Origin of the sequence: Paraburkholderia agricolaris, assembly GCF_009455635.1 — a bacterium.
GTDB lineage: Bacteria > Pseudomonadota > Gammaproteobacteria > Burkholderiales > Burkholderiaceae > Paraburkholderia > Paraburkholderia agricolaris.
In genome coordinates, this window is sequence record NZ_QPER01000001.1 from 490,198 (window position 1) to 512,553 (window position 22,356).

A 22,356-nucleotide genomic window follows, 5' to 3' on the forward strand; every position below is an offset into this window, starting at 1 on the left:
TTTTCATCCATAGTGCTAATTGCCACATTGTAAAATCACATTTCACAATGCAAATGTTCTTGCGTCGCACAAGGGTGCCTCATATAATCAGTTCCATCGGTTGCAGCAGTTCTGCAACCTCCGCTGTCTCCTCCACCTCCTCCTTTGGTGGATTAAACCCGAACCGCTCGTTCGGGTTTTTTTTCGTCCGTGGATTGCCGGGCAATGCCCTCTACCTGGAGTCCAGTCCAGGCATTTTCTGCGGATGAATCGGCACGTAGAGCACCGAGCCGGATACCGGCGCGACCTCCCGGAGCAGGGAGCCGTAGTCGAGGTCTTCACCGGCCGTCAGGCTGTCCAGACCCACCCGGTTCACCCGATACGGCGTCAGATAAGAGATGATCGCGCGACCGCGGGCGTCGGTGCGGGTGGACAACTGACCGTCCACGCTGGCATCCGCGTAACCGGGCGCGTCGACCACGGCAATCGTGTCGCCCAGCGACTGACCGAGCACGATGCCTTTCGCCGCCCGGTCGTCGCGGCTGTGAAAACCCACCACGCTTCCCGCCACCGCCATGTCCACTTTCCGGTAGCCGCGGCCTTGTCCGTAGCCGGCATCGATGCGCCCGCCGTCGCCCTGATAGGAAACGTGGCCAGTCCCTTCGCTGCCCACAGCGCTGGAATGCTGCTGGGTCAGCGCGTAATTGAGCCGGTAGTCACGGAGCGCGGAGCCGGACAGGCTATTGCTCCAGACCAGCGCGCCGTCGTCGTCGCGGCTGGCAGCAAGGCCGTAGCGCAGGCTGCCCGTTTTGCTGCCCAGCGAAAGCGGGATCGAGAGCGTGGCCTGAAACGATTTGCTGCGCGTGCCGCCAATCTGCCGGATGCCGGCCTGCAGATCGACGTCGAATTTGTCGCCGTACCAGGTCGCGCCCAGTTGCAGCGTCCCGCGCGCGGGATGGCTGCTGGCGTAATTATTCGCGCTCAGGGTGGCGTAGACGTTGCCGGTGTCGCCCACGTTCTGTTGAACGTTGAGGCGGATCTGCCGACGCGGCACGGATTCATTGAATGGCACGCCATCCGTGTCGCCGAACAGATCGCGCCAGAATGCGGCGTCCGCATCGCGCTGCAACATGTCTTCCATTGTGCGGAAATGGCCGCCGCCGAATTGCCTCCAATCGACGCTCATGCCGGTCCCGGTCGACGCGAACGACTTCGCGTAGCGCGTGCGAAAGCGCACGCCGCTGGGCATCGTCACGGATGGCGCGTCGACTTGCGAGCGCGCGAGGTCGAAAGAAAGCGCGCCGGCTTCGCCCAGGTCCCAGCCGAGTCCGGCCGCCATGCTACGGTAGCCGCGCGCCTGCAGCGCGCCCCCGAATGCGCTCAGACGGTGCGGCAGTCCGATGCCGAGCGTGGCCTGCACGAATGGCGGCTGGTCGAAAGCCGCGTTCATGCTCGCGCGACGGTAGCGTCCGGCGTTGAACGCGTACTTGATCGCATCCTGATGTACGAGCAACGGCATCGCGATAAACGGCACGACCGACACATGTTCGGTGCCGTCCGCCTCGCGCACCGTCACGCTGAGGTCGCCGCTACTGGAAGGCGGCCGCACGTCGTAGAACGCAAACGGGCCGGGCGCGACCACCGCGTGATAGAAGAGCAGCCCGCGCTGGCGAATGAACACTTCGGCGCTGCCGAGCGCGTTGCCTCGCACCACGGGCGGCGCGGCGCTCAGATGGTCGGGCAGGAGATTGTCGTCGGAGGCGAGCTGCGCGCCGGAGAAAGGGATGCTGTCGAACAGAAGACTGTCTGTTGCGCCGTCGCCCAGCAGTAACTTGCCCCGCACGCGTCGCACGTCGCGCTGCACGTAGGTTTCGAGGCGCTCCCATTCGGGTTTGCCGATCGTGGGGCTCGAGTAGACGTGGTTCGAACGGAACTGCCACACGCCGACGTTCGCGCCGGCGTTGAGCGTGGCGAATGCGGACGTGCGGCGGCTGTAGTCGAGCGCGTTCGCGCCTTCGGTATGTGACGCGCTCAACTGGTAGTCGAACCGCACGGCGTCGACGCCGTTATCGAGTCGCGCGGGCGCAACGTAACCGCGCGCGCGGCTCATCAACGGATCGACGATGCGCACGTTGAGTTGCTGCTGATGCTCATCGTATCGCACGCGCGCCGCCGGCTCGGCCGCTTCCTCCAGGGCTTCCTCGGCCGCTTCGCGTTCCTCGGGTGTAGCGTCGTCTGGGATGTCCGGCGGCGCGGCGTCGGCGTCGTGCGGGTGTTGTGAACGCTGCGGCATCACGCAACGCGCGTCGCCGGCGTCCGCTTGAGCCGCGAACTCGGCCGCCGGCATGACGCCCCACTCGAGCCAATCGGCCACTTCAGCGCAAGGTTTGCCGTCCGCGCCCGTCGCGAGCCATGAGAAGCCGCTCCAGTGTCCATTGACCACCACGGCGTACCGTTTGAACTCGCGCTGCGGCGCACCTTCGTCTCCAGGCGGCGCTACTTCTGCGCCGGGCTCCGGCTCACCCTTCAAGGCGCCCAGCACCGCCGCCCGAAAGGGCGCATCGGCAAGGCGTGCACCGTCGGCGGGGCCGTCGTCCGCGCTGGACGAGCGTGCTTCATTGGCAAAGGCGAAGGCCGGGGCAAGCCAGGCCAGGCTCCAGGCGGAAGAGAGTAGGCGCTTGCGCAAAATGATCCGTCGGACGCGAAAAACAAAAAACAGGGGCGAGAGGCCCCTGTTGGCTCCGAAACGAAGCGCCGCGCGCGGCGCTTCTGGCGTTTAGCCCTTCAGTGCGGCGAGATCGGCTTGCGCGCTGCGCAGGTCGTCCATTTTTTCGCGCAGTTTGTCCTGCTTGTCGCTGACTTTTTCCTGGGCCTTCTGGATCTTCTTGGCGTCATTGCGTGCCTGTGCTTCACGCAGCCTGGCTTCGGCGTCGCGCACTTCGTCCTGCGCCTTGCGCACGTCGTTCTGCTTATCCTGAACCTTGCGCTCGGCGCGCTGCACCTGGCCTGCGTCGGTACAATGCGCCTGCACTTCGGCGAGCGCGCCTTGCAGCGCACGGACCTTTTGCGTGTTGCCGAATTGTTGGGCCGTCTGGATCTCGGACTTGAGGGCGCTGACGCGCGTCGCGCAGTCCTGCGTGCCGGCGAAAGCAGTCGTGCTCAGGAGGACGAAAGGAATAACAGCGGCGATCAAAGTCTTTTTCATTGGGATACCTTTCTACTTCAGGTTAAGAGCGGCGGGGTGTGCCGTTCGATGACACTTTGCCCGGCCGCGAGGGCGCCTGCCATCGTATAGATTCGAAAGTGCAGGCCGTTTCTTTTAGAGATGGCCTGCGTTCACGACGGCGACGTGACGTTGCAGCAGCGCTTCGAGCCGCGCGTACTGCGCGTTCAATGCGGTGGCGACATCCGGCGCACGTCGGCAGGCCTGCATCTCCAGAACGATGCAGGCGTGATCGACGGCTTCATCGGGCGACGCACAGGCGATCACGCCGCGCATCCGATGCGCGTAGTCGGCGGCGGTTTGCCATGCGCCGCGATCAATCGAGGCCTTCAGCGCAGCGAGATCTTCCGCGAGGCTGGCGGCGAGTTCAGGTGTGACCGGTTGCGGCGCCGCATCGCATTCGGGAGGCTCGTGCGTCTCGCTCATCACGAAGCGCGCCGGCAACCAGCGCGCCAACGCAGCCGCGAGTTGCCCCAGCGCAAGTGGCTTCACCAGCACCTGATCCATGCCCGCAGCAAGGCAATCGGCATGCGCGTTGGGCAGCGCGTTGGCGGTGTAGCCGAGAATCGGCAGGCGAGGGCGAGCGGCGCCGTTTTCGGCGGCGCGAATGAGGCGCGTGAGTTCGAGGCCCGACATGCCCGGCATGTTGCAATCGGTGAACATCAGGTCCACGCCGGAGTCGAGTGCGGCCAGCGAGGCCAGCGCGGCGTCTGCGTCGCAGGCCTCGACGGGCGTGCAACCCAGTTCCCTCAACTGGTCCGCCAGAATGCGCAGGTTCAACGGATGATCGTCGACCGCGAGGACGCGCAACGAAGCGCCCGCGCGCGGCCTCGCCGGCGTGCCTGACGAACCGGACTCGAACGCGTCGCCGGATGCCACAGTCGGCGGATCGCACGCCATGCACGGCAGGCGCAGCAGGACGCAGGTACCGCGTCCTGCTGCGCTGGTAACGTCCACGCTGCCGTTCATCAGCGCGACCAGCCGCTTGACGACCACGAGGCCCAGGCCCGTCCCCACGCGCACCGCCGCCGCCGACGTCTGTCTGAACGGTTCGAACAGACGGTCGAGTTCGTCGGGCGCGATGCCTTCGCCGGTGTCGCGGATGTCGATGCACAAGATTGGCTTGCCATCAGGATCGACCTCGAGCGAGGCGTGCAGCACGACCTCGCCGCGCTCGGTGAACTTCACCGCGTTCGACAGCACGTTGCCGATCACCTGGCGAAGCCGGAGCGGATCGAAGCGGGCGCCGTGCGGCACATCGGGCGCCGTCTCTGCGCGCAGTTCGATGCCTTTCTCATGCGCGGCGGCGGCGAAAAGCGTCGCGGTCTCGGCGAGCAGGGCGCGCAGATCGACGGCGCGCGGCGTGACGCGCAGCTCGCCGGCCTCGGACTTGTGCACGTCGAGCAGATCGCCGACCAGTTCCAGCAGACCAAGCGCGGAGCGGCGCGCGATCGCCAGCGGCGCGGGGTCGGCGATGCCCGCTGCCGCGCGCCGTTGTGCCTGTTCCAGCAGGCCGAGCACGGCGCTCATCGGCGTGCGGATTTCGTGGCTCATCAGCGCGAGAAATTCGCTCTTGTCCGCGCTCGCCCGTTCGGCAGCATCGCGCGCCGCTCGAAGTTCGCGCTCCACTTGGCGCCGTCGGCGGATCTGGTATTGCAGCAGGCTGTTCCACACTACCGCGAGCGCCAGCGCCGCGAGCCCCCACGGCAGCCAGCGGAATACCGAGCGGCGCAGACTGTCCCACGTGCCGCTCGGATAGTTGATGTGCGCGAGCCAGCGTGATGCGATCGCGGCGCGCTCGGCCGGCGTGATCGCGGCAAGCGCCTTGTCGAGGATGCCGAGCAGTTCGGGCGCCGCGGGCGAGACACCGAACCGGACCTGATCGGGGTCGTCGAACGCGGTGCCGGCGATGCGCAGCCGGTCGGGGAAAAATCGCTCGATCGAATAACTCGCGCCGCCCATGGTTTGCAGCGTGGCGTCCGCGCCGCCCCGGGCGACCAGATCGAGCGCGTCGGCGGCGGTGCGCACGAACACGAGCCGGATCGATGGATGCACGGCCAGCACGATGCTCGCAAGCGCATGTCCGGTGACCAGCGCGAGCCGTTTGCCGTGCAGACTGCGCAGACTCGTGATGGACGCGTCGCCTTCGCGCGCGACGATTGCCCAGATCAGCGGCATGACGGGGTCGGAAAATGTCATGAAGGCGTTGCGCGCGGGTGTGGGCATGAGCGTCGTGACGAGCGCGGTGTGTCCGGCGCGCAGATCGGCCTCTAGTGCCGGCAGGGTGTCCCGCGCGACGACCTCGAAGCGCAGCCCCGTGCGCCGGCCGATCAACTTGAGCAATTCCGCGTGCACGCCCGAGAATTCGCCGGCCGAATCCACGAAGGTGTACGGCGCGTCGGCCGTATCGACGCCCACCGGCACGACCGGGTGCGCTGCGATCCAGGCGCGCTCGGCCGGACTCAACGGCAGCGGGCCGTCCTGCATATCTTGCGCCGCGCCGGCCGCCCAGCGGCGCAGCACGCTCGCTTCGAGCCACGCGGGGAGTGCGCCGAAGGAGGTCTCGACGGCGTCTTTCAAGGCCGGCCGGTCGGACGCCACGGCGACGGAAAACGCGGTTTGCGTACTGTCGACTCGCGCCACGCGGAGGTTGAGATACATCCCTTGCTCCACGCAAAACGTCGCGGAGACCAGGTCGCCGATGTAATAGTCCGCTTCGCCGAGCGAGACGGCGGCGAGCGCCCGGTACAGCGATGGTTCGTCGAGCGGTGGGGCCGCTGCGGGCTGATGGCGCCGCAGCACCGCAAGGGCGTCCCGCTGATCTTCGATGACGGCCGCGCGCCCATGCCACGCGCCGTCTGTGTCCAGCGCGGGGCCGGCGCGACGCACGATTGCGAGGGGCATGCGCAGATACGGCACGCGCTCGACGTCGTCGAACGCCTGGGCGCCCGGCGAGCCAATCACGCTGAGCAGGTCGATATCGTGCGACTTGAGGGCCGCGAGCGCAGCCGCCTGGCTCGCGAACCAGCGGACGCGGATCGGCGTGTCGAGCGAATTGGCCAGCAGGTGCAGGTAGTCCGCGGCAATGCCGGCCATCGTGTTGTTGCCTGGGCGGAACTGGACCGGCGCGTAGTCGTTGCCCCACACGCCCACGGTCAGCATGCGGTGACTGGCGAGCCATTGACGGGACGCGAGCGTCAGCGGCGCGGCGAATCGGGTGGGCGCCAGTTGACTGCCGAGACGCAGCAGCGCGGCGGAGGGCGCGCTCTGGCGGCCGGGCGCCCGAGCCAGCAGCGCCGGACTGGCGCGCTCCGACGCCTCAGCGCCGGACGCGATGCCAGCGGCGCTGAGGCGGGGAGCCGCCGCCAGCATCGTGACGCAGGCCGCCGCCCCGAGAGCCCGCCGCAACCGGGTTGTCGTGCACCTGATTGCGCCCGGGTCTCGCACGTCAGGCAATGCCGAGCTCGTAGGCGTAGCGGACCAGTTCCGCGTTGCTCGTGAGCCCGAGCTTCTGCATGGCGTTCTGTTTGTGCGTGGCCACGGTAGTTTTGGCGCGATTCAGACTGGTCGCGATCTCGTCGAGCGAGTGGCCTTGAGCGAACAACCGGACCACGTCGGTTTCTCGTTGGCTGAGCGGCTGCGGCGCGCGGCTCCTGCGCGCGCCGATCGACGCCCGCACGCCGGGCGATAGAATAGGCGGCTCGCCGCCGGCTGATAGCGCGCGCATGGCGGCCAGCACTTCGGCGCGGTCGTCGCTCTTGCTGACGATCCCATGCACGCCGAGCGCGGCGAGCTGTTCGCAAAGCGCCGGATTGGCGAGCATGGTGAAGACGATAACCCGCACGGTGGGAAACTGGCGCAGCAACTGCGCGATTAGCGCGAGACCGTCGCCGCCGGACATGCCTTGGGCCATGGAGTAATCCGTGACCACGGCGTCGCAGGGCTGGGCGCGCAGCGCCTCGATCAACTGGGCGCCGGTGCGCGCCTTGAACACGACGCTGAATCCGCCCGCTTCGACAAAGGCCGATTCGAGCGCGTCCATGATCACGGGATGGTCGTCCGCCAGACCGATCCGGAGCATTGGAGATCCTTACGGAGTGAAAGTCGGACAACCTTAGCAAACCCGGGCTATCGATTTGTGCGCTTTGATGTCGCAATGGGCGCAGTTCGTGACGTGGAACGCCGTTTTCGATGAAGAAAATTCACTTTCACGGGCGGTCATCAGCATTCACGCCGGGCCGTCGCGCCACGTTAGGCGCCACTTTTGACTTGCGCCTTGATTTTCCTTTATAATTCAGAGCTTTTCCGCATCCGCGCCCGCGGAGGAAGAACCAGGGAGAGCCTGCACGCGCCTCGATGCGCACACTACAAGCAGGAAAAAACACATTGGGCGCAGCAATTTTTTTGGATCGATCATGAAGACGTTTTCCGCAAAAGCCCATGAGGTTACGCGTGAATGGTACGTGATTGACGCGACGGATAAGGTTCTCGGGCGTGTCGCCAGCGAAGTGGCACACCGTCTTCGCGGCAAGCACAAGCCTGAATTCACTCCGCACGTCGACACCGGTGATTTCATCATCGTTATCAACGCCGGCAAGCTGCGTGTCACGGGCAACAAGGCTACTGACAAGAAGTACTACCGTCACTCGGGCTACCCGGGCGGTATCTATGAAACGACGTTCGGCAAGATGCAAGAACGCTTCCCGGGCCGTGCGCTCGAGAAAGCGGTCAAGGGCATGCTGCCGAAGGGCCCGCTCGGCTACGCGATGATCAAGAAGCTGAAGGTCTACGCTGAAGCAACGCATCCGCATTCGGCACAACAGCCGAAAGCGCTCGAGATCTAAGGGGAGCCCACATGATCGGTAACTGGAATTACGGCACGGGCCGCCGCAAGAGCGCCGTCGCACGCGTCTTCATCAAGGCTGGCAAGGGCGAGATCATTGTAAACGGCAAGCCTATCGCCGACTACTTCTCGCGCGAAACGTCGCTGATGATCGTGCGTCAGCCGCTGGAACTCACGAACCATGGCGTCACGTTCGACATCAAAGTCAACGTGAACGGTGGCGGTGAAACGGGTCAAGCCGGTGCGGTTCGCCACGGCATCACCCGCGCGCTGATGGACTACGACGCAACGCTGAAGCCGGAACTGTCGAAGGCTGGCTTCGTTACGCGTGATGCTCGTGAAGTCGAACGTAAGAAGGTCGGCTTCCACAAGGCACGTCGCAGGAAGCAATTCTCGAAGCGTTAATCGCTTCGGGTGCGATTCGGCTTTCGGGCTGGAGCGCTGCAAAAGCCGCCAACGCTTTCGCGAAGGCGGCTTTTTTTATGGTTTTCCACGTCGGTTGGCGGCAACGGTTTTTTCGCTTTGGCGGCGGGGTAAGCCGCTCAGGCAGGCTGACGGCGGCTAGCGCCCCGATCGCTCGTGTTTCCTGGAAGAACCCATTGATTTTGTGGGCTTCAGCACGATATTGAGATCAGCCCTACAATAGCGGTTAGAAGCTTTTTGGAGAGTTCGAATGAACGCAGTCACCGATACACCCGTGACCGAGATGCCCGCCCCCTTCGTTTTTACCGACGCAGCGGCTGACAAGGTCAAGCAACTGATCGAAGAAGAAGGCAATGCGGACCTCAAACTGCGCGTTTTCGTGCAGGGCGGCGGCTGCTCGGGCTTTCAGTACGGTTTTACGTTCGACGAAGCCGTCAATGAAGACGACACCGTCATGAACAAGAGCGGCGTCCAGCTGCTGATCGATTCGATGAGCTACCAGTACCTGGTCGGCGCTGAGATCGATTATAAGGACGACATCAACGGCGCCCAGTTTGTCATCAAGAACCCGAATGCGACCACGACCTGTGGTTGCGGCTCGTCGTTCTCGGTTTGATGGCTGTCTAGGCGGCAGGTTGTAGAAGAAAACGGGGCTGCTTTCGGCCCCGTTTTTTATTGCTTGAGCTAAAACCCAGATACCCGGCTTAGCGTGGGTAGATCGCGCCCAGCACGCGCTCCGCCGCAGCACCGGTGACGGCCGGTAAATTGCCCGGCAAGCGCGCCACGCAGCGCATGGCGAGCCATGCAAACGCCAGCGGCTCGACCTGGCTCGGCGGGACGCCGAGCGCGTCGGTCGTCATCACGGGCACGCCGCTTACGCCGCTGTCCTCCAGCGCCTGCTGCAGGGCTTTCATAATCTCCGCATTGCGCGCGCCGCCACCACACACATAGACCGCCTTGGCGTCCGATGCATGCCGTTCGATTTCGCGAGCAACCGTTACCGCGGTCAGCGCGACCAATGTGGCTTGGACATCGGCGGGCGCGAGCGCGGCGAACGGCTGGAGTTTGGCATCCAGCCATTGCGCATTGAACAGGTCGCGACCTGTGCTTTTCGGCGGTTGTTGCGAGAAAAAGGGCTCATCGAGCAGCGCGTTCAGCAATGTCCGGTCGACCTGTCCGCTCGCGGCGAAATGGCCGTTTTCATCGAACGGCTTGCCGAGATGGCGCTGCGCCCATTCGTCGAGCAGCGCGTTCGCCGGTCCGCAGTCGAACCCGCGCACGCCGCCGGTCGCGTTCAGGATCGTGATGTTGCTGATGCCGCCGAGATTGCAGACCACCCGCGTTTCGTCTTTCGCGCCGAACACCGTGGCGTGAAACGCCGGCACGAGCGGCGCGCCCTGACCGCCAGCCGCGACGTCGCGGCTGCGGAAGTCGGCCACCACGTCGATGTGCAACATTTCCGCGAGCAGCGCGGGGTTGTTGATCTGCCGCGTGTAACCCTTTTCGGGCCTATGCCGCACCGTCTGGCCATGGACGCCGACCGCACGGACTTCCGCGGCCGGCACGCGGCTGGCTTGCAGCAATTCGTGGCAGCACACCGTGTAGCGCGTGGCGAGCGCATTGGCGGCCAGCGCTTCGCGTTCGATCTCGTTGTCTCCCGGCTGTTGAAGCGCGAATAGCGCTTCGCGCAAACCTGCCGCGAAGCCGACAAACGCTTCGGCCAGCACCACCGGCGGCTTGCCTTGGGCAAATCGGACCGCCACACCGTCGACACCGTCCATGCTCGTGCCGGACATCAATCCAAAGTAGACGCCGTCTGCTGGGTCTTGCGCCACGTTGCTGCTCCTCTCGATGACTCATTGCGATCTGTTTTAGCAGATTATCGACGCAAGCGCGGCCGAATATAAAGCGTCACGACGCCAATGGCGCGGCCGGCCAGCCGAAATCATGCGCCGCCAGGGGGCTTATGGCCGAGTCAGTGGGCGCGGCGGCGCGCATCTATGGGACAATCTCCTTTTTTCGCGACTTCACGTTTCCAGCATGACCACCGAGTCCACCAAGCCTAACCCCGCTGCCGCCTTCCCGATCACCGACGAAGTCCGTCACGCGCTCGCCGTTACCAAGCGCGGCGTCGACGAACTGCTGATCGAAGACGAATTCGCGCAAAAGCTCGCGAAGAGCGCGGCAACAGGCAAGCCGCTGCGTATCAAGCTCGGCCTCGATCCGACCGCGCCTGACATCCACATCGGCCACACGGTCGTGCTGAACAAGATGCGCCAGTTGCAGGATCTGGGCCATACGGTGATTTTCCTGATCGGCGACTTCACGTCGCTGATTGGCGACCCGTCGGGGCGCAACGCCACGCGCCCGCCGCTTACGCGCGAGCAGATCGAATCGAACGCGAAAACGTATTTCGAGCAGGCCGCGCTGGTGCTCGACCGCGACAAGACCGAAATCCGCTACAACAGCGAATGGTCGATGCCGCTCGGTGCCGACGGCATGATCAAGCTGGCATCGCGCTACACCGTGGCGCGTATTCTCGAGCGCGAAGATTTCACCAAGCGCTTCCAGGGCGGTGTGCCGATCTCGATCCATGAATTCCTGTACCCGCTGATGCAAGGCTACGACTCGGTCGCGCTCAATGCGGATCTGGAACTGGGCGGCACGGACCAGAAGTTCAACCTGCTGGTGGGACGTGAGTTGCAGAAGCAGTATGGCCAGGAGCAGCAGTGCATCTTGACGATGCCCTTGCTCGAAGGCCTCGACGGCGTCGAGAAGATGTCGAAGTCGAAGAACAACTACATCGGCATCAGCGAAAAGCCGACGGACATGTTCGGCAAGCTGATGAGCATCTCCGACGTCCTGATGTGGCGCTACTTCGAACTGCTGTCGTTCCGTCCGATGGATGAGATCGCCGGCTTCAGGAAAGAGATCGAAGCAGGGCGCAATCCGCGCGATTTCAAAGTGATGCTCGGCCAGGAAATCGTCGCGCGCTTTCACTCGCAAGCCGACGCCGAGCGCGCGCTCGAAGACTTCAATCATCGCGCGAAGGGCGGCGTGCCGGACGACATTCCGGCGGTGACGCTCGCGGGCGCGCCGCTCGCGATCGGCCAGTTGCTCAAGCAGGCCAACCTCGTGCCGTCGACCAGCGAGGCGTTGCGCAACATCGAGCAGGGCGGCGTGAAGATCGACGGCGTGACCGTGTCCGACAAGGGCTTGAAGATTGAAGCCGGCGAGTACGTCGTGCAGGTCGGTAAGCGTCGTTTTGCGCGCGTCACGCTGACCGCTTGACCGCGCGGCCATAGCACGATGAGCACGATGGTGACGCGAGCGTCGTTGCATCCGGAGTCGAGCGCATGATCGCGCTGATCCAGCGCGTTCGGCGCGCGGAAGTGCGCGTGGGCGAGCGCGTGACCGGCGCGATCGAGACGGGCCTGCTCGCGCTCGTCTGCGCCGAACGCGGCGACACCGAAGCCGCCGCCGACCGCTTGCTCGCCAAGATGCTCGGCTACCGTGTCTTCAGCGATGCAGCCGGCAAGATGAATCTCTCCGTGCAGAATCTCGACGGCGCCGGGCGCGCAGGCGGCTTGCTGCTCGTTTCGCAGTTCACGCTGGCTGCGGACACCAACAGCGGCCTGCGTCCCAGCTTTACGCCCGCCGCACCGCCCGACGAGGGCAAGCGGCTATTCGACTACTTCGTCTCAGCAGCCCGCGCCAGGCACCCGATCGTCGAGACCGGCGAATTCGGCGCCGATATGCAGGTATCGCTCGTCAACGACGGGCCGGTCACGTTCTGGCTGCAGACCAACGCCTGAATTTCAACTACCGTCGCCTGGCGCACGCGGCGGCACGCTTCTACTTCTGCAGCCGCTTTTTGCGACAATAGCGGCTCGGCATAAACCGGCTACTGGCGCCCACTCATCCCATGACCACGCAGATTCTGTTCATCCGCCACGGCGAGACCGACTGGAACCAGATCAAGCGCATTCAAGGCCACATCGACATCCCACTCGCGACGACCGGCCTAGCGCAGGCACAACGCCTTGCGCGCCGTATCGCGAATGAGGCGAAAGAGGGCGCGCGGCTCGATGCGATTTATTCGAGCGATCTGCAACGCGCGCAGCAGACCGCCCAGCCGATCGCCGACGCGCTCGGCCTGCCGCTGCAACTGCGTGAAGGCTTGCGCGAGCGTTCATACGGCGCGTTCCAGGGGCATGATAGCGACGAGATCGCCGTCCGTTTCCCTGATGAATACGCGCACTGGCAAACCCGCGATCCGGGTTTCGCACCACCCGAGGGAGAATCGCAGCGCGTGTTTTACCATCGCGTGCTGCATGCGGTCGAACCTTTGGTGGCGGCACATCCGGGCGGACGGATCGCTGTCGTCGCGCATGGCGGTGTGCTTGATTGCGTGCGCCGTTTTGCGTGCGGATTGTCACTCGAAGTGCCGCGCGATTACGCGCTGCTGAACACGAGCGTCAACGTGGTGGACTACGCCGACGACGGCAGCAAGGCAACGGTGACCGCGTGGGCGGATGTGTCGCATCTCGATGCGCCCAGCGCGGACGATAGCTTCAAGCGGGTGCCGGAACCGGGCCGTTAAGCGGCGCGCTTCCAGAGCTCTGCGGTGTGGGGTTGTTGCCGGTGGTCAGATGCGCGACGTTCAGGTCGCGGCCGAATCCCACAGGCCGGGTATTGGGCTCGAAGCGTCCGGCGCGGCGAGGCCGAAATGCCGGTACGTAAGCAGCGTGGCGACGCGGCCGCGCGGGGTGCGCTGCAGGAAGCCTTGCTGGATCAGATACGGTTCGAGCACGTCTTCGATCGTGTCGCGTTCTTCGCCGATTGCCGCTGCCAGGTTGTCGACGCCGACCGGGCCGCCGTCGAACTTGTGCAGGATCGCCTCAAGCAGCTTGCGGTCCATCAGGTCGAAACCGACCGCGTCCACGTCGAGCATTTTGAGCGCGGCGTCGGCCACCTGCGCGGTGATATTGCCGTCCGCTTTCACCTCGGCGAAATCGCGCACACGGCGCAGCAGCCGGTTCGCGATCCGCGGCGTGCCGCGCGCGCGCTTGGCGATTTCGAACGCGCCGTCCGGGTGAATCTGCGCATTTAGCAGCGACGCCGAACGGGTGACGATGCGCGCCAGTTCTTCGGCGTTATAAAACTCGAGCCGCGCGACGATGCCGAAGCGATCGCGCAACGGATTGGTCAGCATGCCCGCGCGAGTGGTGGCACCGACTAGCGTGAAAGGTTGCAGATCCAGCTTCACGCTGCGCGCGGCCGGTCCTTCGCCAATCATGATGTCGATCTGATAATCCTCCAACGCCGGATACAGAATTTCTTCGACGACCGGCGAGAGCCGGTGGATTTCGTCGATGAACAGGACGTCGTTGGCTTCGAGATTAGTGAGCAACGCGGCAAGGTCGCCAGCGCGTTCGAGCACCGGGCCGGAGGTTTGCCGCAGATTGACACCCATTTCCCGCGCGATGATGTGCGCGAGCGTGGTTTTGCCGAGACCCGGCGGCCCGAACAGCAGCACGTGGTCGAGCGATTCCGAGCGGCGCTTGGCGGCTTCGATGAAGATTTCCAGCTGACCGCGCACTTTTTCCTGCCCGACATACTCGTCGAGCTGGCGCGGGCGCAGCGCGCGCTCGAACGCTTCTTCGTTCGGCGAGACGGGCGTGGCCGCGATGATGCGCTCGGCGGCGAGTTTGTCGGTTTCGATCATGCGGTCATTGTACCGCGCCCCGCCCATTGCGAAACCCGGCCGAACGGCCAGGGTGTGCGTCGCGCAGCCGTGTGCGAAGCTCTACGTATCGCACGCAGCGCCACCGTCACGGCATGAGCTATTAACCCTTGGAGAGCGCCTTCAGCGCGAGCTTGATCCCTTCGGAAACGCCGGTGCCCGCCGGCACGTTCTTGACGGCCGCCAGCGCTTCTTTTTCGGAGTAGCCCAACGAGATCAGTGCGTTCAGGATGTCGGAGGCGTGATCGGAGGCCGATACCGTGCCCGCCATCGCGCCCAGGTCGGCGCCGATCTTGCCCTTCAATTCGAGAAGCAGACGCTCTGCCGTTTTCTTGCCGATACCGGGCACGCGTGTCAGGCGCGCAGCGTCCTGCATCGTGACCGTCTGCGCCAGTTCATGCACGCTCATGCCGGAGAGCACGGCGAGCGCCATGCGTGCGCCGATGCCGGTGATTTTCAGCAATTCGCGGAAGGTCGAGCGTTCCTCGGCCGTGCCGAAGCCATAGAGCAGATGCGCATCTTCACGCACGATCATTTGCGTGAGCAGCACGACGCGCTCGCCGGTCGAGGGCAGGTTGTAGAACGTGCTCATCGGTACATCGACTTCGTAACCCACGCCGTTGCAGTCGATGAGCAGATGTGGCGGGTTTTTTTCCAGCAGAACGCCGGCAATGCGACCGATCATGGCGGATTCAATCTCGAGAGAAAGGGCGAGTGTAGCGCAGCGAGTGAGCGGCGGGCGTGGTAGCGCGATGGCGCGCCGGCAAGCTGCGCAGTGGCGCGCTGCATTATGCGTGATCGCGGTTGACCAGCGTGTTGCGGCCCCCTAGACTGAGATCCCTTTTGGCGGGTTCTCGCCCGGCACAACCAGAAGGAGCTTCCATGCTGAGCCTTACCACTCTCGCGCTGTTTGCCGGCGCGTGTCTCGCGTTGACCGCCACACCCGGCCCCGACATGCTGCTAATCGCTTCGCGCAGTGTGAGCCAGGGACGTCCCGCTGGTTTCGCCTCGTTGGCGGGTATTCTGGTCGGCACTTACTGTCATGCGCTGGCTGCCGCATTCGGCCTGTCGCAACTGTTTCTGGCCGTGCCCACGGCCTATGACGTCGTGCGTTTCGCCGGCGCCGCTTATCTGCTGTACCTCGCCTGGAAGACCTTCCGCACGCAAGGCACGGTGCTGTCGCCGAATGCCTCGATGAGCCGTTATCCGGTCGGCCGCATCTTCCGGCAGGGTCTCTTCACCAATTTGCTGAACCCCAAAGTCGCGCTGTTCGTACTCGCGCTATTTCCGCAGTTCGTGCGGCCCGAAGCGGGCTCGGTGGCGTTGCAGATCATGGTGCTCGCGACCGTGCTGAATCTGATCGGCTTCTGTGTGAACGGCGCGGTGATTCTGATGGCGAGCAAGCTGAGCCGTAAGCTCAGTGCCGGGCGCCGGCCGTCGCGTCTGCCGCAGTATCTGCTGGGAACCGTGTTCGCCGGGCTGGCTTGCCGGCTGGCGCTGGCAAGCCGGAACTGAGGGCCTAGCCCACCAGCCGTCCACGCCGCACACGCAAGCCTTTCTTCGCGAGCGACGGTGCAATACCACCCAGCGTACTAAGCGTCGAGCCCCCATGTGCGTGGCAGATCGCCATGCCGAGGGCGTCGGCGGCGTCAGTGCCGGGCACGCCGGAGAGGTTGAGCAGCCGTACCACCATCTGCTGCATCTGCTCTTTGGTTGCGCGGCCGTAGCCGACCACGGCCTGCTTCAACTGCAAGGCCGTGTATTCGGCAACCGGCACGCCGCCTGCCACCAGCCCACAGATCGCCGCGCCGCGTGCCTGGCCGAGCAGCAGAGTGGATTGCGGATTGACGTTGACGAACACCTTTTCGATCGCCGACTGATCCGGTGAATGCTGACGGATCAGTGTCGAAATGCCTTCGAAAATAGTGCCGAGACGCGAGGGCAGATCGGCGTCGGCGGTTTTAATCGTGCCGCTCGCGACGTAGCTGAGCTTGTGGCCGTGTTGATCGATCACGCCGAAGCCGGTCACGCGCAAGCCGGGGTCGATACCGAGAATTCTCATGAGGTGCCGCATAAGCGGTTAAAAGCAGGTGCTTGCGATACTACAACGAACGCGCTGCGTGGCGGTCGGTGAGCAGCGATGCAGGCGGAATAAAAACGGGCGCATGCGTCGAAAAGAGATCGCGTAGACACGCGAAAGAAAACGGCCCGGCGGAAAACTCCGCCGGGCCGTTTCACTCAAGCCACGCTGGCGAGCATCGCATCACAAAGACGCCGCCCGCGAAGCCGAAATCAATGCCGGAAGTGACGCACGCCGGTCAACACCATCGCGATGTTGTGCTCGTCCGCCGCGCCGACCACTTCGTCGTCACGCATCGAACCGCCCGGTTGAATCACGCAGGTTGCGCCTGCTGCGACCACCACATCCAGACCGTCGCGGAACGGGAAGAACGCGTCCGACGCCACGGCCGAACCCGTCAGCGTCAGCCCGGCGTTCTGCGCCTTGATGCTGGCGATACGCGCCGAGTCCACGCGGCTCATCTGGCCCGCGCCGACGCCGAGCGTCATGCCGTTGCCGCAGAAGACGATCGCGTTCGACTTCACGTACTTCGCGACGCGCCATGCGAACAGCAGGTCGTCCATTTCCTTCGGCGTCGGGTGACGCTTCGTGACCACGCGCAATTCGCGCGGCTGCACGTTCTTCGAATCGAGCGATTGCACCAGCAGGCCGCCGCCGACGCGCTTCAGATCGAACGCGTTATGGCCTTCGCCCAAAGCGATTTCCAGGAGACGCACGTTCTGCTTGGCCGCGAACACCTGGCGGGCCGCCGCGCTGAACGACGGGGCGATCAGCACTTCGACGAACTGTTTGGCCACTGCCTGGGCGGTCGTTTCGTCGACTTCACGGTTGAACGCGATGATGCCGCCGAACGCCGAGGTCGGATCGGTCTGGAACGCCTTTGCATACGCTTCGTTCGCGTCCGCGCCGACTGCCACGCCGCACGGATTCGCGTGCTTGACGATCACGCAGGCCGGCACGTCGAACGTCTTCACGCATTCCCACGCTGCATCGGAATCGGCGATGTTGTTGTACGACAGTTCCTTGCCTTGCAACTGGTTGTAGTTCGCCAGCGCGCCCGGCTGCACCGCCAGGTCGCGGTAGAACGCGGCGCTCTGGTGCGGGTTTTCGCCGTAGCGCAGGTCCTGCACCTTGCTGAACGCCAGATTGAAGGTTGCCGGATACGTGTTGCGCGACGAGTGTTGCAGTTCGTCGGTCAGGCTCGTCAGGTAGTTCGTGATCGCGCCGTCGTACTGCGCGGTGTGCGCGAACACTTTGGTGGCGAGGCGGAAGTTCGTCTTGTACGAAACGGCGTTGCTGTTCGCGCGCATTTCGTCGAGCACGACCGCGTAATCCGCCGGATCGACCACCACGGTCACGTCGCGATGATTCTTCGCGGCCGAGCGAAGCATGGTCGGGCCGCCGATGTCGATGTTCTCGATCGCGTCTTCCAGCGAGCACTCTTCTTTCGACACGGTCTGCACGAACGGATACAGATTCACGACCAGCAGGTCGATCGTCGGGATGTCGTGCTTTTCAAGCGCTGCCATGTGTTCCGGCAGGTCGCGGCGCGCCAGAATGCCGCCGTGCACCTTCGGATGCAGCGTTTTCACGCGCCCGTCCAGCATTTCCGGGAAGCCCGTGTAGTCGGCGACCTCGGTGACGGAGAGGCCCGCGTCCGCGAGCAGTTTCGCGGTGCCGCCGGTCGACAGGATCTTGACGCCGAGGTCCGACAGCGACTTGGCGAAGTCGACGATGCCGGACTTGTCGGAAACGGAGATGAGCGCTTGCTTGATCATGATGAAGACGAAAAGCCGAAGGGAAACGTGGCAGGGCGCCTGAAACTACAACGAACTACAACAGACCGTGCTGTTGCAGTTTCTTGCGCAGCGTATTGCGGTTGATGCCGAGATACTCGGCGGCCAGCGACTGATTGCCACCGGCCTGCTCGAGCACCACTTCGAGCAAAGGTTTTTCCACGCATGAAATGACCATGTCGTAGACGTCATGCGGATTGGAGCCGTCGAGATCCTGGAAATACATCCCCAGGCTGTCGCGGACAGATTGTTCGATATTGTTCTTGCTCATGCTGCTAGTCGGTCGGTATGGTCCGGCTCGCCGTCGTTCTTGCTGAGCGTCTCGTCGACGTAGACGAGGCGGTCGGAGATCGCCTTTTGGGCGTCGAAGAATTCGTTGACGGCGAGGAGTTGTTCGCGCGTGGTGTCCAGCGTATTCATACGGTGCCGGAACACGTTGGCGCCAGAAAGGCCGCGAGTGTACCAGCCGATATGCTTACGCGCAGTGCGCACGCCCGTAAATTCGCCGTAGAACGCGTAGTGATCTTCGAGATGTTCGTTCATCACCTGCTGGATTTCATCGATGCGCGGCGGCGGCAGCAGCTCACCCGTTTGCAGGAAATACTCGATCTCGCGGAACAGCCACGGCCGCCCCTGTGCGGCGCGGCCGATCATGATGGCGTCGGCGCCGGTGGCGGCGAGCACCTCGCGGGCTTTTTGCGGCGACGTAATGTCGCCATTGGCGACCACCGGAATGCGTACCGCTGCTTTGACGGCAGCGATGGTCTCGTATTCGGCGTCGCCGTGATACAGATCGGCGCGAGTGCGGCCGTGCACGGTCAGCATGGCAATGCCGGCGGCTTCGGCCAGACGGGCGACCGTCAAAGCGTTTTTATTGTCGCGATCCCAGCCGGTGCGGATTTTCAGCGTGACGGGCACAGCATCGGGCCCGACGCCCACCGCGCCCACCACGGCCTCGACGATGCGCTGCACCAGCGGTTCGTTCTGCAGCAACGCAGAACCCGCGGCCACGTTACACACCTTCTTGGCCGGGCAGCCCATGTTGATGTCGATGATCTGCGCGCCGTTCGCTACGTTGTAGCGCGCGGCTTCAGCCATCATGGCCGGATCGGCGCCGGCGATCTGCACGGCAATCGGTTCGACCTCGCCCGTGTGATTGGCACGGCGCATGGTCTTTTCGCTTTTCCACAACTGCGCATTCGAGGCGACCATTTCCGACACCGCATAGCCTGCGCCCAGCCGTTTGCACAATTGCCGGAACGGACGGTCGGTCACGCCGGCCATGGGGGCGACGAACAGGTTATTACGCAGATTGTGGGAGCCGAGAGTGGGCATGACTTGGACGCGCCTGCGACCGATTGCTTCAGTTTCTTTTCAGATTCTGTCAATCGGAGCGTTCGCGAAATGCGAGGGAAAACCGCTATTTTAGCGTTAACGGATAGCCGGCACCCGACTTGAATCCGTCGTAACTTGTTAAATCTTCTATGAAAGTGGTCCGGTTCATAGAATCGACACCGCTCGCGCGGCGCCGTGGACGCTGCCTAAAAAGGCTGCAGCGGCCGTGGGCCGCGAGCGGGGAGTGCGCTCAGCGGCGTTGGCCGAACATCATTTGCCGGGCCAGCGCGGTTTTCACCGGCGGCACGAATTCGAGCGCGGTGAGGGCGAGACCGCGCAAGGCGGCGAGCGGTGGGAAGTCGACGGTGAAAAGGCGGGCGAGCGTGTCGGTCGCGCCGATTGTCAGGCGCCGGTCGAGCGCGCGGCGTTGTGCGAACGTGGCGAGAGCGAGCGGCGTGGGGCCTTCCGCCGACAGGGCGTCGGCGAGTGCGTGCGCGTCACGCAGACCGAGATTGAGACCCTGACCCGCCACCGGATGCAGCGTCTGCGCCGCATTGCCGATGGCGACGACATGACCCTTCACGAGCGTGTCGGCGGCGTTCAACCCCAGCGGAAACGACGCGCGCCCCTTGATTTGCGTAAAGCTACCCATGCGGCTGCCGAAGGCGGCGCCGAGTTCGCGCAGGAATTCGGCGTCCGGGAGCTGGGCGCGCCGCGCGGCTTCGTCGGGGGCGCAGCACCACACCAGGGCGTAATCCGCGCCACGCACGCCGCCCATTGGCAGCAGCGCGATGGGTCCTTGCGACGTGAAACGCTCCCACGCCACATGCGGTTGCGGCGCCGACACCGTGACCGTGCCGAGCAGCGCGGTTTGTCCGTAATCGCGTGTACCGCCGCCGGCGCTGTTGCCCGCGCGCCCGGCGGTTTTCTGGTCGCCGAACAGGCCGCCCTCGGCATTCACCAGAATCCGCGTGCGCAGATTGCGTGTGACACCCGCAGTTTCGATCGGCAGCGTGACGCCGTCGAGTTCCTGAGTCGGCGCCGAGGCGGCGGTGGAGCGGAACCAGTGCACCGCGCTCGCGTGAACCGCTTCGGCGAGACCGTGCACGATCGCGCCATAACGCAGCACGTAGCCGAGCGCCGGCAAGCCGTGCTCGCTGTGGTCGATCAAGGTGCGGCCGAAATGGCCGCGCTGCGATACGTGGATGCGGTGGATCGCGGTGGCATCGGCAGGCCAGCGCAGCGGCTCGAGAATCATCCGGCTACCCTGCGAGACGGCGATCGCGCGTGGATCGGCAATCGAATCTTCCGGCTCGCGTGCGTCGATCAACGCGATTTTCAGCGCCTGAGTCGCGCTGCGGCGTGCCAGCCAGCCGGCCAGCGCGAGCCCGACCGGTCCGGCGCCGACGATCGTCACGTCAAAATCGAAGGCGCGGTCGGCCGCGGCGGGTTTCAGAATCACCGTCGACTGGGAAACGTCGTTCATTGCGGGTTGCTTCCTTCGCTTACTTCCTGAATTACTGCCGAGTTGGCTGGGCCGCGCGGGCTTCCTGCATCAACGCTTCGATCTCGTCGGCGGCCGCCGGCACGTCGCGCGTGATCAACTCGCAGCCGGCCGGTGTGACGATCGCGTCGTCTTCGATGCGGATACCGATGTTCCAGTAGCGCTCGGGCACGCCTTCGGCCGGACGAATGTACAAGCCGGGCTCGATGGTCAGTGTCATCCCTGCCTGCAGCGTGCGCCACGGCAGTGCGCCTGCCTCGTCGCGCGGCGCGCCGCGTTCGCGGTAGTCGCCGACGTCGTGCACGTCCATGCCGAGCCAGTGGCCGGTGCGGTGCATATAGAACGGCGAGTAGGCGCGCTCGGCGATCACCTCGTCGACCGAGGCGAATCTGGTTCGATCGAGGATGCCGGTATCGAGCAAGCCTTGCGACAGCACGCGCACAGCAGCCTGGTGCGGATCGTCGAACGTGGCGCCGACGCGTGTGGCGTCGACGGCAGCCTGCTGCGCGGCCAGCACGATGTCGTACAGCTCGCGCTGCGCCGGCGTAAAGCGGCCGCTCGCCGGGAAGGTACGCGTGATGTCGGACGCATAGCCGTCGAGTTCGCAGGCGGCGTCGATAAGGATCAGGTCGCCGTCCCGGGCAATCGCGTTGCCGGCCGGGTAGTGCAGCACGCAAGCGTTGGCGCCCGCCGCGACGATCGAGGTGTATGCCGGCGCCTGCGCGCCGAACTTGCGGAACGTGTAGAGCAGTTCGGCTTCGAGTTCGTACTCGCGCACGCCGGGGTGGCAGGCGGCCATGGCACGGCGATGCGCCTGCGCTGAAATCTGTCCGGCGCGGCGCATGATGGCGAGTTCGTGATGATCCTTGACGAGCCGCATGTCGTCGAGCAAGGGGATCAGGTCTCGCGCGACGGCGGGCGGGGCGACGCCGCTGCGGCCCTGCGCGCGCACGGTATCGAGCCAGCCACGTACCTGTTCGTCCAGTTCCGCCGACGTGCCAAGCGCGTAGTGCAGCGCCGGCTTGTCGGCAAGAATCGGCGGCAGCCGCGTATCGAGTTCGCCCACGGCGAAGGCGGCGTCGAAGCCGAACGCCTCGCGCGCGCCGTCCGGTCCGAAACGGAAGCCTTCCCACGTCTCGCGCTCGACATTCTTGTCGCGGCAGAACAGGATCGAAGCCGGCTCGCCGGGCGCCGCGCTCGCATCGAGCACCAGCCAAGCCTCGGGTTCGGTGAAACCCGTCAGATAGTAAAAGTAGCTATCGTGCCGGTAGGGGTAGTCGGCGTCCCGGTTGCGCAGCTTTTCCGGCGCGGTGGGGACGATGGCGACGCCCCCGCCCGCTGCGCGCAACGCGGCGAGTACGCGCTCGCGGCGCGTGCGGTAGACGTCAACGGCGATGGTGGGTTCGGTCGGCTGGTTCATGTCGCGA

The 22,356-nt window shown here is 64.6% G+C and carries 20 protein-coding genes; 7 read left to right on the top strand and 13 right to left on the bottom strand.

Annotated elements, in window-relative coordinates; all coding sequences use genetic code 11:
• Window positions 1–211: 211 nt before the first annotated feature.
• The 4 genes from GH665_RS02200 to GH665_RS02215 all read right to left on the bottom strand — a co-directional run bounded on the left by GH665_RS02200 (window position 212) and on the right by GH665_RS02215 (window position 7,283).
• Window positions 212–2,665 carry a fimbria/pilus outer membrane usher protein gene (locus GH665_RS02200; RefSeq protein ID WP_153134487.1) on the bottom strand — a complete coding sequence of 818 codons (2,454 nt, stop codon included), beginning with the start codon at window positions 2,663–2,665 and terminating at the stop codon, window positions 212–214.
• Window positions 2,666–2,755: 90 nt separating this feature from the next.
• Window positions 2,756–3,184 (bottom strand): DUF1090 family protein, encoded by a 429-nt coding sequence (locus tag GH665_RS02205; protein WP_153134488.1) that lies wholly within the window; start codon window positions 3,182–3,184, stop codon window positions 2,756–2,758.
• A 114-nt stretch (window positions 3,185–3,298) separates the two neighbouring features.
• Window positions 3,299–6,610, bottom strand: a complete 3,312-nt coding sequence (locus GH665_RS02210) for an ATP-binding protein (RefSeq protein WP_153134489.1) — start codon at window positions 6,608–6,610, stop codon at window positions 3,299–3,301.
• A gap of 40 nt (window positions 6,611–6,650) precedes the next feature.
• Complete coding sequence (locus GH665_RS02215; RefSeq protein WP_153134490.1) at window positions 6,651–7,283, bottom strand: response regulator; 633 nt, start codon at window positions 7,281–7,283, stop codon at window positions 6,651–6,653.
• 334 nt (window positions 7,284–7,617) lie between these two features.
• Here GH665_RS02215 and rplM point away from each other — a divergent pair, with 334 nt between their 5' ends.
• The 3 genes from rplM (at window position 7,618) to erpA (ending at window position 9,084) form a co-directional block, all read left to right on the top strand.
• On the top strand, window positions 7,618–8,046 hold the full coding sequence (gene rplM / locus GH665_RS02220) for a 50S ribosomal protein L13 (RefSeq protein WP_007180422.1): 429 nt from the start codon (window positions 7,618–7,620) through the stop codon (window positions 8,044–8,046).
• Window positions 8,047–8,057: 11 nt separating this feature from the next.
• Complete coding sequence (gene rpsI / locus GH665_RS02225) at window positions 8,058–8,450, top strand: 30S ribosomal protein S9 (RefSeq protein ID WP_007180423.1); 393 nt, start codon at window positions 8,058–8,060, stop codon at window positions 8,448–8,450.
• 268 nt (window positions 8,451–8,718) lie between these two features.
• The gene (gene erpA, locus GH665_RS02230) at window positions 8,719–9,084 is read left to right on the top strand and encodes an iron-sulfur cluster insertion protein ErpA (RefSeq protein ID WP_007180424.1); all 366 of its coding nucleotides are present in this window, start codon (window positions 8,719–8,721) and stop codon (window positions 9,082–9,084) included.
• 88 nt (window positions 9,085–9,172) lie between these two features.
• Here the strand turns inward: erpA and GH665_RS02235 are convergent, their stop codons facing one another.
• Complete coding sequence (locus GH665_RS02235) at window positions 9,173–10,303, bottom strand: anhydro-N-acetylmuramic acid kinase (RefSeq protein ID WP_153134491.1); 1,131 nt, start codon at window positions 10,301–10,303, stop codon at window positions 9,173–9,175.
• Window positions 10,304–10,508: 205 nt separating this feature from the next.
• Here GH665_RS02235 and tyrS point away from each other — a divergent pair, with 205 nt between their 5' ends.
• The 3 genes from tyrS (at window position 10,509) to GH665_RS02250 (ending at window position 13,071) form a co-directional block, all read left to right on the top strand.
• The gene (gene tyrS / locus GH665_RS02240; protein ID WP_153134492.1) at window positions 10,509–11,759 is read left to right on the top strand and encodes a tyrosine--tRNA ligase; all 1,251 of its coding nucleotides are present in this window, start codon (window positions 10,509–10,511) and stop codon (window positions 11,757–11,759) included.
• A gap of 65 nt (window positions 11,760–11,824) precedes the next feature.
• Window positions 11,825–12,283, top strand: coding sequence for a D-aminoacyl-tRNA deacylase (gene dtd, locus GH665_RS02245; protein ID WP_153134493.1), 459 nt, complete (start codon window positions 11,825–11,827; stop codon window positions 12,281–12,283).
• A 110-nt stretch (window positions 12,284–12,393) separates the two neighbouring features.
• Entirely contained in the window at window positions 12,394–13,071 is a 678-nt protein-coding gene (locus tag GH665_RS02250; RefSeq protein WP_153134494.1) for a histidine phosphatase family protein, read from the top strand.
• Between the two features lie 60 nt (window positions 13,072–13,131).
• Here the strand turns inward: GH665_RS02250 and ruvB are convergent, their stop codons facing one another.
• Both ruvB and ruvA read right to left on the bottom strand, forming a co-directional pair.
• Window positions 13,132–14,196 (bottom strand): Holliday junction branch migration DNA helicase RuvB, encoded by a 1,065-nt coding sequence (gene ruvB / locus GH665_RS02255; protein WP_153134495.1) that lies wholly within the window; start codon window positions 14,194–14,196, stop codon window positions 13,132–13,134.
• A 121-nt stretch (window positions 14,197–14,317) separates the two neighbouring features.
• On the bottom strand, window positions 14,318–14,899 hold the full coding sequence (ruvA, locus tag GH665_RS02260; protein WP_153134496.1) for a Holliday junction branch migration protein RuvA: 582 nt from the start codon (window positions 14,897–14,899) through the stop codon (window positions 14,318–14,320).
• A 197-nt stretch (window positions 14,900–15,096) separates the two neighbouring features.
• Between ruvA and GH665_RS02265 the strand changes: the two genes are divergently transcribed.
• Window positions 15,097–15,729: a LysE family translocator gene (locus GH665_RS02265; RefSeq protein ID WP_153134497.1), complete on the top strand. Its 633-nt coding sequence runs from the start codon at window positions 15,097–15,099 to the stop codon at window positions 15,727–15,729.
• A gap of 4 nt (window positions 15,730–15,733) precedes the next feature.
• Here the strand turns inward: GH665_RS02265 and ruvC are convergent, their stop codons facing one another.
• From ruvC to GH665_RS02295, 6 genes are all read right to left on the bottom strand, one after another.
• Window positions 15,734–16,276 carry a crossover junction endodeoxyribonuclease RuvC gene (gene ruvC, locus GH665_RS02270; protein WP_093635488.1) on the bottom strand — a complete coding sequence of 181 codons (543 nt, stop codon included), beginning with the start codon at window positions 16,274–16,276 and terminating at the stop codon, window positions 15,734–15,736.
• A 230-nt stretch (window positions 16,277–16,506) separates the two neighbouring features.
• On the bottom strand, window positions 16,507–18,072 hold the full coding sequence (gene purH / locus GH665_RS02275) for a bifunctional phosphoribosylaminoimidazolecarboxamide formyltransferase/IMP cyclohydrolase (RefSeq protein WP_153134498.1): 1,566 nt from the start codon (window positions 18,070–18,072) through the stop codon (window positions 16,507–16,509).
• Window positions 18,073–18,127: 55 nt separating this feature from the next.
• Window positions 18,128–18,361 carry a Fis family transcriptional regulator gene (locus GH665_RS02280; RefSeq protein WP_007180440.1) on the bottom strand — a complete coding sequence of 78 codons (234 nt, stop codon included), beginning with the start codon at window positions 18,359–18,361 and terminating at the stop codon, window positions 18,128–18,130.
• Window positions 18,358–19,425 (bottom strand): tRNA dihydrouridine synthase DusB, encoded by a 1,068-nt coding sequence (dusB, locus tag GH665_RS02285; protein ID WP_153134499.1) that lies wholly within the window; start codon window positions 19,423–19,425, stop codon window positions 18,358–18,360. The genes GH665_RS02280 and dusB overlap by 4 nt, the downstream gene beginning before the upstream one ends.
• A gap of 250 nt (window positions 19,426–19,675) precedes the next feature.
• Window positions 19,676–20,911: a UbiH/UbiF/VisC/COQ6 family ubiquinone biosynthesis hydroxylase gene (locus tag GH665_RS02290; protein WP_153134500.1), complete on the bottom strand. Its 1,236-nt coding sequence runs from the start codon at window positions 20,909–20,911 to the stop codon at window positions 19,676–19,678.
• A gap of 31 nt (window positions 20,912–20,942) precedes the next feature.
• Entirely contained in the window at window positions 20,943–22,349 is a 1,407-nt protein-coding gene (locus GH665_RS02295) for an aminopeptidase P N-terminal domain-containing protein (RefSeq protein WP_153134501.1), read from the bottom strand.
• Between the last annotated feature and the right edge of the window lie 7 nt (window positions 22,350–22,356).